The organism is Rhodobacter sp. 24-YEA-8, assembly GCF_900105075.1.
Lineage (GTDB): Bacteria > Pseudomonadota > Alphaproteobacteria > Rhodobacterales > Rhodobacteraceae > Pseudogemmobacter.
The window spans coordinates 1,285,237-1,298,741 of the sequence record NZ_FNSK01000001.1 but is presented as its reverse complement, the minus strand read 5'-3'; the positions used below and the strand labels follow the sequence as shown (position 1 = coordinate 1,298,741).

Below are 13,505 nucleotides of genomic sequence, written 5' to 3'. Positions count from 1 at the left end.
CTCCCTATCGCGGCTATCTTAGCTGTCCCGGCGCGCGGCTCCAATGCCTGGTTGCATCACCTTACTGCGCTTATCGGTCGCGCCCCGCTGGCAAGAGGCCGCAGGAGGTGCCAGGATGGCGCAAATCTCACCGGAGGCTACATGACCCGCATCATTCTTATCGGAGCCCCGGTCGATTCGGGTCAGCGCCGGCCAGGCTGTCTGATGGGCCCTTCGGCTTACCGCGTCGCGGGGCTCGCGCGCGCGATTGCCTCCGAAGGCCATGAGGTCGAAGATCGCGGCGATGTCACGGCGACGCCCCTGGCGGCGGTGCCCTGCGCCAACCCTGCCGTGGATCAGATGACCGAAACCGTCGGCTGGACCATGGCGCTGAAAGTGGCCGTGGAAGACGCGCTGAAGGATGGCGGCCTTCCAGTGATCATGGGGGGCGATCATTCCCTGGCGCTTGGCTCGGTCGCCGGAGCGGCCGCCTGGGCCGCAGCGCAGGCGCGACCGCTCTTCCTCCTCTGGCTGGATGCGCATTCGGATTTCCACACGCCACTGACCACAACCAGCGGCAATCTGCATGGCACACCGCTGGCTTATATCAACGGCCGCGATGGCTTTGATGGCTTTCCACCCTTCCCCGCGCCGGTTCCTGCCGAGCGGATCTGCATGTTCGGCATCCGCTCGGTCGATCAGGCCGAACAGGCCGCGATGCAGGAACGCGCCATTCAGATCAATGATATGCGGGTGATTGATGAGCGTGGCATCGTGGCGCCCCTGCGGGAATTTCTCGATCATGTGCGCGCGGTGAACGGGATGCTGCATGTCAGTCTTGATGTCGACTTCCTCGACCCCGCCATCGCACCGGCTGTCGGCACGACCGTGCCCGGCGGCACCACCTTCCGCGAGGCGCATCTGGTGATGGAATTGTTGCATGAATCGGCGCTGGTGACCTCGCTCGATCTGGTGGAACTGAACCCTTTCCTCGATGACCGTGGCATGACCACGCGCCTGATGGTGGATCTGGTCGGATCGCTCATGGGCAGGAAGGTGTTCGACAGACCTACGCGCAACAAGTGACTTAAGGCGGAAGGGATGCTCTGCCCCCGTTCTCGCATTACGAGGGCTCGCCCGGGATATCGATGGGCAGATAATGGATCAGCTTGGTTTCTGTTGGTAAATATCCCCGATAGAAAGAGCAGAAGATCGCATCTAATGACTTGAAAAACTTACCATCTTCTCCGGGCACGCCACTTAAGGTGCGACAGCTTTATGCGTCAGGTGAAAGACATGACTTCAGAGACGAACGAGGGGGCGTGCGGGGGTGATACAAGGATCACTACGCTGCGATGTGAATAGCCACCTGTTTCCTTGACGTCATCTTCTCTGAGTTCAGGCAAGGTAGCCATGAGGAGCACACGCAGTTTCACTGACGCGTTCAGGAATGATGCGGTCGCGTTGATAACCCGGCTATCGGGTCGGCGAAGTGTCAGAACGGTTTTTGAACGCCCCCCCGTAAGCCGAAGGCTGACACAGGCTCTGATCTGCGGTTTGCCGATCTCCGACAAGAAGGAGAACAGGGTTGTCTGAACGCGGGCAGCAGGCCTCTGAGTTCAGGGCGAAAGTCGCGCTGGCCGCTGTCAATGGCGAGGAGACTGCGACCGAATCCGCGACCCGTCGCGCGCGCATCTTTTTGCTCCTCGCCCAGGATTAGACCGGGCAGAACCTAAAACAGACACGCCAGATCGGCGGGCAATTCCTGGAGATCCGATTTTCCGGGTTCGCCGAACGACCCGGTACATGCGCAACGATGGCCAGCTCGTCAACGAGAGCCGGATATGCCGGCTTAGGCGCTTCCCTGGGCCTATGCCGATCTCGCCTGGAAACCCAATACAAGCAGGCCGACGAAGGCCTAAAAGGGCTGTCGAGATCAGCTGCACGCAACGGGCGCAGACGCGGCGGATGTCGGGGCCGTTGGCGCGGCGAAAGTCGGCGAGGCCCTTATAGCCGGCGCGTCAACCACATCAAATCCACATTTTGGCTGACCTCGCCTCAAGCCCGCGGCCGGACGCAATCCATTTCAGCCTGCCATAGATGATCAGCTAAAGCAGTGTGGCAGTATGGTTGCCGGCCGCCCCTCTGTGCAGGTGCCGACCGCACAAACCCGGGACCCACCAGATCAGGTTCGTTAATGTCGTCAATAAAGAGGTCAACCATCCAAACAAGGTGGTCCTCATCGATACGGTCTTCAGGCCGATCCGGAACAAGGACCGCGTGCCCAAGCGCAATGCCTTCGATAGAACCCGACATGGCGATCCCCCGCAGCCACACCGCAAGCTACCGTAAAGCAGACTTTCCACACAGGTTCGGCTCTTTACCTCCCGACTTCCGGCTGGTCCACCGCTCCACTATTGCCCCGCAGCCAGGCTGGCCAGGTTGAGACCGGACAGACAACACATCTGCGTCACCACATAATCCGGACGAAACTTCCTTAAATTAGCCAGATTCCTCAGAGAATCAGTGATTCCTACTGCCCGCTGTCAAAGCCCTAACAGCGGCAAGGCTCACCCCCGCCCTCCCCAGAGCGGGGGTGAGATTTCCGGATATCAGTCGGAGCCTGCCCGGCTGCGCGGCGCCCCTTCGGCTGCCCCATTTCTCCACCATTGTTTCGGCACCACATATAGCGGTAAAAAATGGGACGACGCTCAACCCGAATGTGACCTCACTCGACAAACCGGTAAAGGAACCAATAGCTTACGGGTGCGATGGCCATGTCTGCAGCGGTCAGGAATTCCCGGATCCGCGTTGCCGCCAACTCAAGCACGGTCCTCCTCGCGAAGGTTCAGCAGGCCGCCGGTCAATGCCCGTCCGATGATCCCTCCGCCGTTATTGCTTTCAGATCGAGGCTGGCGGAGGGACGCAACCGTTATGCTCACCTCCTTCGCGGGCCTTGTGAACGCGCGGGCTGCACGACAGGATGACAACGTCTTCAGCAGCGTGCAGCACCCCGGTGGCAAGGGCGCGGTCAGGCGCAGTTTGCACCACCGCCGCAGTCTCGACCTTCATCGCGGTGAAGATGAGCGCGTGGTTCAGCGCCTCGGTCTATTCCAGAACATGTTGAGCTAAATACCCGGGTTCCTTCAGGGTTGTGGCATTCGCCGCGCGCCCAAGGCGGATTTCCGACGCGACAGAACCCAGCAAGAATCCCACAGATTGCCATGGTCAGGCCGCGTCCGGAGTTCTTGGCGATTCAACAATGTATTGCGCGCGGCCCGCAGCATCGCAGCCTATCCCAGTCGGAAAAACTGTGGACAGGTCGCCTGCCCACAGGGCCACTTCGCCCCTCTCGGTTCCTGAAGGTCGCTTTTTGAAGCAGGCTGTTTCAGCGCAGGCACTTGAAATACGCGGGTGCATCCGAAAAACGCGGCGAAATGGTATAGTTTCAGGAACCCGAGAAAGAAAAAACCCCCGTATTTCCCATAAACGACGGGAAACCGGGGGTTTTCAAACTGATCTGGTGCGGATGAAAGGAAGCGAACCAGACTGATTTTGTGTAATATTTTGAGTATGTGCGTAATTTATGCGGAACTCTTTGCGAGAATTGCCCCCACCATGCCTGGCTGAAAGCCGCTCCAGATGTGGCTGCCAAGCACCACTATCGGAGCTTGCGCATGCCCTTCCGCGCGGAATCGCTCGACCTCTTCCGGCCAGTCAGCCCCTGCCCGCTCTTCATATGCGAGCCCCGCCCGATCCAGCGCACGTTTCGTCGCAACGCACGGGCCACAGCCCGGCGAGGTGTAGATGATGATCATGGTGATGGTCCGTCTGTGAAGGTGGATCAGAGGCCTGTGTAGCCAGCAGGCGTCATGATTGGCGCGGGCGGCGCAGCTTCAGACACCAGCATTTCGACAAGCGCGGGAGCGCCGCGCCTCCCGCAATGCAGGCACTTCATGATGGTGAGGGCCTCGGCACGTATGCCCCGGCCGCCAGGTTCAAGCCATTGCGGCGGCATATCGTCGGCCGCCAGATGGCGCGATTGCCCGCAAGAACATTTGAGGTGAAAGATCCGCTTCATGGTGAGAACATATAAGGAACAGTTAACGATTCGAGAAGCCCGGAACCGGCCCTATGCCATCTGCCCACCCTTCAGCCAACCCCTTCCAGAACCGGCGGATGATCCACGCCGCGCAGGACGGCATGATCATCACCATGCGGTGCAATGGCTGCAGGCGGATCGTTCACTTCTGGGCATCCGATCTGGTGAAAGTGGTCGGCAATGATCACCAGCTGCATCTGGCACCGTGGCCATGCGCGCGGTGCAAAAGCACCGAGTCGATCAGTGTTTCCTGGCGAGTTCCTTCACCCGACTTCCTGAATGGATTGACCATCCGCCGTCCGGTCAGGCAGGTTGTGAAATGGCTATGGCGCAACGAGAAGGCCTGACGATGTGCAACCTTTACAGCCAGACGACCTCACCCGAGGCGATGCGCCAGATCTTTGCCGGGCTGACGAACGCCGCCGGCAACATCGAGCCCGGCGATATCTACCCCGATCGCATGGCGCCGCTCATCACTGCCGGAGATGGAGGGCATGTTCTGCGCAGCGCCCGGTGGGGCCTGCCCTCCCCGCCTCAGTTCCACAGCAAGAGCGGCATCGACCGCGGCGTCACCAACGTGCGTAACACCAACTCGCCTCACTGGCGGCGCTGGCTCGGCCCTGCGTTTCGATGCCTGGTGCCGGTCGATAAGTTCGCGGAACCGCGCCAGGGCAAAGGCGCAGGCAATGCGTGGTTTACCCTGAAAGAGGATCGCCCGGCGTTCTTTGCCGGAATCTGGGTGCCGGACTGGACCAGCATCCGCAAGCTGAAGGACGGCGAGACCACGGATGACCTCTTCGCCTTTCTGACCTGCGATCCAAACGCAGAAGTAGCGGAGATTCATCCCAAGGCCATGCCGGTGATCCTGACGGAGCCGGACGACTGGGAAGAATGGCTGATGGAGCCGTGGACGGACGCCAAATCCTTGCAGGGACCACTACCAGCCGGGTCTCTGGAGGTCATTGAATGATCCGGACCACCGCCCTCGCGTTCTTCATCGCCCTCTCGGGCTGCGGCCCGCTGGATTACTACAGCGGGCGCAACATGGACTTCTATCACGCAGGCTGAGAGCTAGAACCACTCTCCTGAAAATGCCCTGCTTGGAAACAATGCTCTTGCAGTAGCTTCCGATTTTCAACATACTTGTAGGTATAAAATCGGAAGCGAGGCGATACATGACCGATCAAACCAGAATGTCGCCGCGCAGCGGCAAGAGTAACGTGATAAGCATGCCAGCCGACCGCAGGGCCATCTTGAAAGAAATGGGCGTTCCTGAAGATCTGCTAATAGCATCGTTGCAGAGAGGCGTCGCCGAAAAGCGAACCGCTATGTTCGCGGATCCACCGACAGCAGGCGGCTACGACTTGTTCCGCTACACCACGCGCCATGTGCGGACTGGATTGTTTGAACGCGGATGGGAAGTACGAAACATCGCAAACATCGCGACAGTTCGAAACCCAGAGGATGGGACTACTATAATAGTATGCGCCGGAGATCATCAAACTGGAATGATCATCGGCAGTGATCCCAAGACGAAGAGACCTAAAGGTGAGATTTTTCTCGATGTGAGTGACGTTGCATCTCTGGATCTCTTCGGAAACCCAATACCTGCGAAGCGCAAAGTAATGTCGGAAAGCTCGAAAGTTTGGCTTCTTCTTCACTATCACTCAGAATTTGCCGGAGAAGAGATATTTCGGGCGGAACTCTCGAAGCCGTCTGTCGCCGAAGCTGGATTGATTACAACATGGTCTCAGCGAATTATCCTCAACACTACACTGCCCGATTCAATTCACGATGACGATACTGCCGACGATAGCGGCCCAGAAATCCTTCCAAATGTTACGATCAGGATCTGAGATGAATGGCAATCGCATCACAATCGCAAGGCAGCGGAGAGGGCTTAGCAGACCAGAGCTAGCAGAAATTCTCGGCGTCACAGCGAGGGCAGTTGGTGGATGGGAGACGGGGTCAATAGTTATCCCAAAGGATCGAGAAAGTGAAATTGCGCGCGAGTTGGGATTTCCTGATAGCTTCTTCAAGCTAAAAGACAGCGCCAGCGTGCAAACTGGCGCTGTAAGCTTCCGATCCCTCAGCAGAAAGACCGCAGCACAGCGTGATGCTGCGCTTGCCATGTGCGATTTGTCCATCGAACTTGCTGCGTGGCTGGATCCAAGATTTGGGCGTGACAAGGTCAGCCTGCCGGATCTCTCCGACGAAGCTCCTGACCTTGCGGCAGATCTTTTGAGGCGAGAATGGGGACTTGGCCACCAACCAATAAAGCATCTGATTAACCTATTGGAAGCAAAAGGTGTTAGACTTTTCGCCCTCCCAGAGAACTGCCGTGAAATTGACGCTTGCTCGTTTTGGATGGATGACAAGCCGTACATTCTAATCGACACGAGCAGATCCTCTGAAAGAATGAGGTTCAATATTGCACACGAATTAGGCCACCTAGTGATGCATAGGCACGGAGCTCCCACAGGCCAAGAAGCAGAGAAGGACGCTAATTCGTTCGCGTCCAGCTTTTTGATAACCATCCAGAGTATTCACAGGAATATACCCAAGTCTATCACCCTGGAATCAATAATAAATTCAAAAAAGATCTGGGGAGTTTCAGCAGCAGCACTGGCATACAGACTAAACAAGCTAAAATACCTGTCCGACTGGCACTACAAGTCGATAGTGATCGAAATGCGTCGCCGAGATTTCCACGTTCGAGAGCCAAATGCCATACCATGTGAGCAATCATATGTCTTGGATCTGGTCCTAAAAGCTCTTCGCGAAAGGGGAATAACCTTGAGACATGTTGCAAGTGAAATTCATTTGCCCATGTCCGAGGTTGTCGGGCTGCTTCAGGGTCTCGCTGTCGTTGAGATATCCAAGCATGAGATTGCAACACCTGCTGAGAGGCGCGCTAGCCTGCGAGTTGTTACCTAGGGGTACAGGCTCAGGGAGGATGGCGACTTACGAGCAGCACAAAGAGCACTCGCTTTGTCGCTCTTGGCCAAAGGGAAAATTGCTACGTGCGCCAACCATCGCCCGCGCAGGCATAAATGCGCGCGATCAGCCGCGCCCCGCTGACCACGGCCCGGTCATCCGGCGAGCTTCTTCATAGATGGCCCGAGAGCAGGACTGGAGTCTATTGGGTTGCCCTCGGGCCTGTCGACCTGGAGGCTGTCACTTCCGACGCCGACACCACAACGATAGCGCGCCTGAATGGATGTAGAACGATATTCTCTGGCGCGGGCGCATTCCCGCCACCGGTGGGCCTCTTCATGCGCCCTGCCCTTTCCTCGGGCCTTCCGGAACCAGTTGTGCTAAGCCCCAGAGGTGGCACAGCGCCGCAAGGAGACTTCCTTGACGAACTTCTCGCAGAAGACCCCCTTCAATCTTGCCGAATACCTTAGCCGCCCGGCGACACCAGCGGATATTCAGCGCGCAGCAACGGCTCGCAAAAAGCACCGTGACTTCATGGCCGGGCTGGAAGCGGATCGCGCGCGAGAAGCTGCCAGACGGAAAGCGTAAACTCAGAGCAGGCCCGCTCAGGCGGGCTTGGGCACGCCACCCAAGGGGCAGTTCTGCCTAGGCAATCATGCGAATGGACGCGTCACTTGCCAAACAGCATAAAGGCGCCATGCAACCACGGAGTGTGTGATGGATCTGTACATGGTGGCCGCTTTGCTTGTGGTGGGTTGGAGCTGGTTGAAAGTGTCAGCGTAAGAGTGAGATCGTCACCATGTGGGGCCTTTTATATGGGCCTTCCTCGACCAGCCAGAGTGACAGCAAAAGTACGGCTTAGCCGAGCAAAGTGTCAGAGGTTCCAGCTGCTCGCAATAATGCCGCCGCCAAGAACGACAGCTGACAGAAGCAGGATGATCCCTTGAATTCTCATTCTCCGGGCCCTTCTCTGCATTGAGGCTATTTCGGCAAGGAACAGGTTTACACGTCGATTGATCATTCCTTTGATCTGGGGGTGACCTGAGTCAGAGCCGCGGCGAAACCATGGCGAAACTGAGTCCTCGCGAGAACGTGCCGGCTCCGAACCACGGTTCCGGCACACTCCTGCCTGTTCTTACCTGACGCCCCATCGAGCAAACACCGCGCCAGAAAGGCCCACAGCCGCCATGACCGCGCCGATCAGCGCCGGCAGATCTAATGACAGGACATGCGACGTTGCGTCATAGCTGACGCCCCAGCCAGAGATCAGCGCTACAGCGGCGGTGAGGATTGGGGACAGGATATAGATCACCATCCGGACAATGATGTTGTGCATGGTTCAGGCTCCTTTGAGATAGGCCGTGCAGGCCTCATGAATGGCGCGGGCGAGCGCCGAGAAGTTGCGATCAGCCGCGGCGCAGTCGGTCGGGTTGCTGCCGAAGTACGGCTCGATCAACACGGCCGGCGGCTTGCCGGTCCAGAGCGAGGCCCCGCCCCGGCCGTCGCGGGCGATGACCTTCACACCCCGATCCCGCAGCCCGAGGGCGCGGACCATGCCCGCCTGCACGCCGCGCGCGAGGCGGGCGCTGTTGGTGGTGCCGCTGGTCAGGGTTTCGGTCCCGGTGGCGCTGGCGGCCTCTGCGCTGTTGAAATGCAGCTCGACCGAGGCCGCGACGCCAAGCCGGTCAACCTCGGCATAGGCGCGACCGATCTCGCCGGCGCCATGCGTGCGGCGCACGATCACATATCGCGCCGGATCCAGATCCCGGATCGCCACGGCGAGGTCAGAGTTGATGTCATATTCGGTGCGCTTGTCCGTCACGCGGACAGCCCCCTGCGACCGGGCATTATGCCCGATCACCAGAGCGATCTTGCTCATGATGTTCTCCATGATGAATGTGAAAAAGCCCCGCTGGATGGCGGGGCGGGGTGAACGAACACTCGTATGGATTAGTCTTATCTAATCAACCAACAAACATTACTCAAAATGGGCATCAACATAGTCGAGTGTACAGATTGCAAGTCAGATGAAATCCACAAATATAACATTTAGAGAATATTCGAGAAATTTTTCTGCGAATCGCCCCATCCCATCTATCGGCGAAAATACAGAAAAACTCACGATCATTGCTGACACTGATAACTAGATATTTGCGTTATGCGATCTTACCAAAATCCACATCACCGTTAACACGTTGACCAGTTATTAGCTTCGCCTTAATCGAGTGGTGCAACATAACCTCTTTCCTTCTCCACTCCCTTTTTCCAGCAATTTCCTCACCACCGACCAGAGTTTTCCTCAGGATGCCGTATTCCTCTGGCGGATATGATATCTTGTCATCAGTATAAGCAAGATAAACAATTACAGAAGTTGGCTCGACATTCCTCGTAACCGAAAGGGTTGCCAATGCCGCCAAAAGCATGCCCTTGAACTGCTCGATGACGTGATTGAATTTACTCAAGGTGAGCCCGCTTTTCATTTCAACGATGTGCAAGCAGGAATGCCCTCCAGCATCCACTGTGCAAAAAGCTGCTTCCGCGCATTTTTTGTCTTTCAACGACCAAAGTACCGTTGACTTGTCCATTGCTTTAATAAATAGAACCGGCAAATCAGACTCAAAGCAGCATTTTCCTGCGCCTTGAGCTGACTTCTCGACAACATAGAACTTTTTATTCCTGTCCACACTGTACACATAGTCAGAATTTACCAAATCTAAATTCAAAAACATGATTTATGCCAATCTCAAATATTATCTTCCATGCTATCAAGCGCATCGCCAATCTCTAACGTTTCCGTTGCCAGATCAATCAACACCTTATTTAAAGAACGCGCGACAATCCCACGATTAGAAACATTCACTTGGTTGATTTTGGTTCTTCCATCTACGCATTCGAAATCGAAAGCCGAAATCTTCTCCGGATCGATTGCGCAATCTGGATCTGCCGATATTCTAGTGAGAAGTTCGGCGTCATCCTTGAGAAAATGTAGCGATACTAGGTTGTTAATCTGCTGTACGAAAGTATCACTGTGTGTCGTAACCAGTATTCGAACGCCAGAGTTAACAAGCTTAGTGAGTGCTCTTGCCATCTCCCTCTGAGCCCCAAGATGCAAGTGCGCTTCCGGCTCCTCAAAGATGAGCAAGCTTCTTTTAGAGACCCTATGGGATAGAAATGAGAGTGCCGAAAGCTCAGTAACCAGAGATGAGGTGGAGGCCAATGGTATTTCCGTGTCAGTGCCATCGACAGAATACAAAAGATCAGCCCCGTTCAGCCGTCTTTTGCGACTAAACTTTCCCTGAATTAAGTTTTTTAGAATTCCACCGCCCGATGTCGAAGCTCGGATTGCGAAAGTGGGGCGAGAAAGAGCCCTAGCAAACTCCTGAATAGGCGCAGGCAATGACCCGGTTTCATCTAAATCTTTACCTCTTAGCCTTGATCTATCCAAGACACCGCTGACAAAGTAGTCGAGCGCCAGCATTATACCGGTCCGAGCAGCAGGAAGGTAGATGACATTACGCATATCGAGCCAATCCCGGCCACAAGTAGCGACGCCATAAATAATCCTGCTAATTATATTCTCTATTGCATCAAAACCGTAGGATGTTTCCCAGCTTTCAACTGAGAACGCATCATCCACAAACTCGCCGATCCGGATCGTACACTTAATATCATAGTACTCAACGACTTCGTAAGCCTCTACGGCACCATCATCATCTTCATCATCAGGATCTACAGGGATCTCTCTAACGTCTTCATATTTCTTGACGTCGAAATGAAACTCCACTGCCTCATGCTCAACAAAAACATTCACCTTGCTTTCGGAAAATCCATCGTACCCGATTGCGCCCTTGAGTATTTCGCCAATGTCATTACTGAAAGCCCCATCAACTTGCGCCTTTATCTGCGCGCTTTCCTCTGGAGATATATTAAATGTAAAATTAGGCTCTTTTCCCGATTGAAGCCTCAGAATAAATTCCTTTAGCCTCTCAATCAAACTACCACTCGCTTTCTTTGCAGCATCATCCACATGCTTTAAGAAAGCCCACAGGGTGGCAGCAGTGTAAGTTTTGCCACTATCATTTTGACCGATAAAAAGCGTTAGGCCATTGGTCGAAATCTGTCCTTTGGCAATACGGCCAACTTTTTCAATCTCAATCCTCATCGCCACTTCCTTATCTATGCTCTGACGGCACGGCTACCTACTCCTAGCAGCTACGTCCAAAGCACGCCACCAGTAAACATTCTATCAAAATCAGATAGTTGTATTATGGTCCATCGCAGTTGATAGTGCCCTGCATAGCACATCGATGTCAGATCCCCGCAAGATAAATGGTCGTTTTGGGAGTAAGATTCTCTCTCCCTTACCCCTTCCTCGGCCCCCTGAGCATCCCATAGATCACGGGGCCAGTACGGTCAGGGGCGCAGCTGAAGCTTCTCGAGCTGCGCCTCGATCCGGCTGATCCCGCTCTGAATGCTGCGCAGGTCGGATTGCTGACCAGCCAGCGCCAGCTCTGCCGCACGGATCCGCACTTCCCGGGCGCTGGCATCCGAGCGGATCGAAGCGAGGTCTGCCGCCAGCGTCGTTTCCATGCGCCGTTGATCAGCTTCAAGCCGCCAGATCCCGGCCTGCGTCCAGATCACCGCAGAGAGTGCGCCAGCAAACACAACCACCGCCTGGAGGATTGCCCCCGCATTGATCGTGCCATCATATTTCAAGGCCATTTATGCGTCTCCTGCGCGTCAGAGGATTGCGGCGGTCAATCCCAGCACCGCCAGCGCGGCCTGCGGATCATCCCCAATCACCGCCGCGATGCGGTCAGGTGCGGCAAAGGGTTCCGGGAGGGCTTCCGGATCTTCCGGCGGCTGCCAGACCGCGATCAGCGCCTGCGCGCGGTCGGCTGCGGCCACGTCGGCGCCCCAGGCGGGTGCGATCAGCGGCGAGACCGCATTCGTCAGATAGACGCCGGCCACGAGGCCAGAGGCCACGCGGTAGCGGTTGCCGGCCATGTCCTGGTATTCGGGTGCGATGGTGAAGGTATGTTCATCCTCAGGCCCATAGCCGGTGGCGCGGCTGAACTGCGCGGCGTCGGCGAGATGCGCGACCGGGCAAGCGATGGTGATGCGGATCTCAGACATAGAGCCCTCCCCAATAGCTGCGGATCTGTGCTTCTTCGGCGGCGGTAAACGCCCCCTGGCGCAGGATCACCTGGGCCTGACGCTCGGCGCGCAGCAGGTTGATCGGCGTGGTTCCGTCTGAAGCTGCGGTGGTGATGGTCACACCGCCCAGCACATCGACATAAGCGAGGCCATAGGTGCCGGCCGGAAGCGGTGCCGCGTTCAGGCTGTCGCCGCCGTCATTCCAGAGGTGCCAGATATCGGGCTTACCGGCTTCGGTAATGTCGTTTGGAGTTATGACGTTCTGGTATGGTGTCGATACGGCCCCAGCTTCGATTTGCACATCCTTGACAAGAACGCCCGAAGTGCCGTCTCCGGTGAACACAAAGCTAGACCCCGGGGTATTATTGACGATAACGCGGGCCGCAGATGTCGTGTCTCCGACTGATCGGGAGATGGTTACGGACCAGTAGCCATCCGCGTCAGGGGTTGGGGACGCGTAATAGTTCGTCAACAGGCTTCCGGGCGAGTTAAGCTCACCCGTATCAAGGTTGATGCTCACTCCGGCCATCGCGCTGCTACCGTCTCCGGCCTGCAAAAGCGCAACAAATGCGTATGAGTAAATTCCGTCCTTTTTTACTTTCAGCCTCTGCGTTGCAACGCCGGCAGAAAAAGCAACCGGAGACCCAAACCCAAAGTGAGCCACGTTCGCGGTTGAGACCATAATCTTGCGGTTACCCACATTGGAGGCCCCAGACATACTCCACCCCTGAATGCCATCAGAGCGCAGCTGCAAGTTCCGCCGCCCGCCTTTCGGATGGCGCGCCAGCGTCGGGCGCGACAGCGCGGTGGCCTGTGCGGCATCGACCGATCCGGCGAGGCGCTTTGCAAGCCCCACGGGCTGGTCGGCAAGGGTTGCCGGAATGGTGCCGGCGGCGTCCTGAAACAGCCGCCCAACCGCAGGATTGTATTCAGCCCAATGCCCGGCTTGCCCGGCACCGAAGAGTGCGGCGGGGGTCCAGGACGCCCCAAGAGCAACGGACCACAGCGAAAGCCCGAGGCCCAGCATCACCACCACCCCACGACAGTGGCCGTGGTGCCGGTCGCATTGATCCTGCGCGGTGAGAACAGCAGGGGCTGCCCGGCGGTCATCGCATAGGTGACCACTGTACCGCCATCATCGACCACGGCGACATTGCCGGCGGTCATGCAGACGATCACGCGCGGGCGCTCGCCAGATACCGCGAGATCAATAGTATCGCTGGGTGTGATCGTGCGGTGAAACCGTGCAGGGCTTTCAAGGCCGCGCGCGTGGAAGGCGAAGGGGTCTGGCATGGTGGACTCCATAAAAAGGCCCGCGCGAGGCGGGTTT

Annotated in this window: 16 protein-coding genes; 7 read left to right on the top strand and 9 right to left on the bottom strand. The window is 56.7% G+C overall.

What is annotated here, in order from left to right:
* Window positions 1-141 precede the first annotated feature (141 nt).
* Window positions 142-1,065 (top strand): arginase, encoded by a 924-nt coding sequence (gene rocF, locus BLW25_RS06590; RefSeq protein ID WP_092897494.1) that lies wholly within the window; start codon window positions 142-144, stop codon window positions 1,063-1,065.
* Window positions 1,066-1,567: 502 nt separating this feature from the next.
* Window positions 1,568-1,699, top strand: coding sequence for a hypothetical protein (locus BLW25_RS25210; protein ID WP_290438666.1), 132 nt, complete (start codon window positions 1,568-1,570; stop codon window positions 1,697-1,699).
* 1,864 nt (window positions 1,700-3,563) lie between these two features.
* Here BLW25_RS25210 and BLW25_RS06580 read toward each other — a convergent pair.
* Window positions 3,564-3,797, bottom strand: a complete 234-nt coding sequence (locus tag BLW25_RS06580; protein ID WP_092897490.1) for a glutaredoxin family protein — start codon at window positions 3,795-3,797, stop codon at window positions 3,564-3,566.
* Window positions 3,798-4,113: 316 nt separating this feature from the next.
* Between BLW25_RS06580 and BLW25_RS06575 the strand changes: the two genes are divergently transcribed.
* The 5 genes from BLW25_RS06575 to BLW25_RS24290 all read left to right on the top strand — a co-directional run bounded on the left by BLW25_RS06575 (window position 4,114) and on the right by BLW25_RS24290 (window position 7,606).
* Window positions 4,114-4,428 (top strand): hypothetical protein, encoded by a 315-nt coding sequence (locus BLW25_RS06575; protein ID WP_143040460.1) that lies wholly within the window; start codon window positions 4,114-4,116, stop codon window positions 4,426-4,428.
* Complete coding sequence (locus BLW25_RS06570) at window positions 4,407-5,051, top strand: SOS response-associated peptidase (RefSeq protein WP_253188253.1); 645 nt, start codon at window positions 4,407-4,409, stop codon at window positions 5,049-5,051. Before BLW25_RS06575 ends, BLW25_RS06570 begins: the two co-directional genes overlap by 22 nt.
* A 205-nt stretch (window positions 5,052-5,256) precedes the next feature.
* Window positions 5,257-5,937: a hypothetical protein gene (locus tag BLW25_RS23910; protein WP_143040459.1), complete on the top strand. Its 681-nt coding sequence runs from the start codon at window positions 5,257-5,259 to the stop codon at window positions 5,935-5,937.
* A gap of 1 nt (window position 5,938) precedes the next feature.
* Window positions 5,939-7,018, top strand: a complete 1,080-nt coding sequence (locus BLW25_RS06565; RefSeq protein WP_171909497.1) for an XRE family transcriptional regulator — start codon at window positions 5,939-5,941, stop codon at window positions 7,016-7,018.
* Window positions 7,019-7,438: 420 nt separating this feature from the next.
* Entirely contained in the window at window positions 7,439-7,606 is a 168-nt protein-coding gene (locus BLW25_RS24290; protein WP_171909496.1) for a hypothetical protein, read from the top strand.
* A 547-nt stretch (window positions 7,607-8,153) separates the two neighbouring features.
* On the opposite strand, the gene BLW25_RS06560 is transcribed toward BLW25_RS24290, so the two are convergent.
* The 8 genes from BLW25_RS06560 to BLW25_RS06525 form a co-directional block, all read right to left on the bottom strand.
* Entirely contained in the window at window positions 8,154-8,354 is a 201-nt protein-coding gene (locus BLW25_RS06560; RefSeq protein ID WP_092897482.1) for a hypothetical protein, read from the bottom strand.
* A 3-nt stretch (window positions 8,355-8,357) separates the two neighbouring features.
* A complete protein-coding gene (locus tag BLW25_RS06555) occupies window positions 8,358-8,897 on the bottom strand; it encodes an N-acetylmuramoyl-L-alanine amidase (RefSeq protein WP_171909495.1) in 540 nt (179 codons plus the stop codon).
* A 277-nt stretch (window positions 8,898-9,174) separates the two neighbouring features.
* Window positions 9,175-9,702 carry a hypothetical protein gene (locus BLW25_RS06550; protein ID WP_143040458.1) on the bottom strand — a complete coding sequence of 176 codons (528 nt, stop codon included), beginning with the start codon at window positions 9,700-9,702 and terminating at the stop codon, window positions 9,175-9,177.
* A gap of 59 nt (window positions 9,703-9,761) precedes the next feature.
* Window positions 9,762-11,180: an AAA family ATPase gene (locus BLW25_RS06545; RefSeq protein WP_092897476.1), complete on the bottom strand. Its 1,419-nt coding sequence runs from the start codon at window positions 11,178-11,180 to the stop codon at window positions 9,762-9,764.
* A gap of 251 nt (window positions 11,181-11,431) precedes the next feature.
* Window positions 11,432-11,740: a hypothetical protein gene (locus tag BLW25_RS06540; RefSeq protein WP_092897474.1), complete on the bottom strand. Its 309-nt coding sequence runs from the start codon at window positions 11,738-11,740 to the stop codon at window positions 11,432-11,434.
* A gap of 18 nt (window positions 11,741-11,758) precedes the next feature.
* Window positions 11,759-12,154 carry a hypothetical protein gene (locus tag BLW25_RS06535; protein WP_092897472.1) on the bottom strand — a complete coding sequence of 132 codons (396 nt, stop codon included), beginning with the start codon at window positions 12,152-12,154 and terminating at the stop codon, window positions 11,759-11,761.
* Window positions 12,147-13,202, bottom strand: coding sequence for a hypothetical protein (locus BLW25_RS06530; protein ID WP_143040457.1), 1,056 nt, complete (start codon window positions 13,200-13,202; stop codon window positions 12,147-12,149). The genes BLW25_RS06535 and BLW25_RS06530 overlap by 8 nt, the downstream gene beginning before the upstream one ends.
* Window positions 13,202-13,468, bottom strand: a complete 267-nt coding sequence (locus BLW25_RS06525; protein ID WP_092901643.1) for a spike base protein, RCAP_Rcc01079 family — start codon at window positions 13,466-13,468, stop codon at window positions 13,202-13,204. Before BLW25_RS06525 ends, BLW25_RS06530 begins: the two co-directional genes overlap by 1 nt.
* Window positions 13,469-13,505 lie beyond the last annotated feature (37 nt).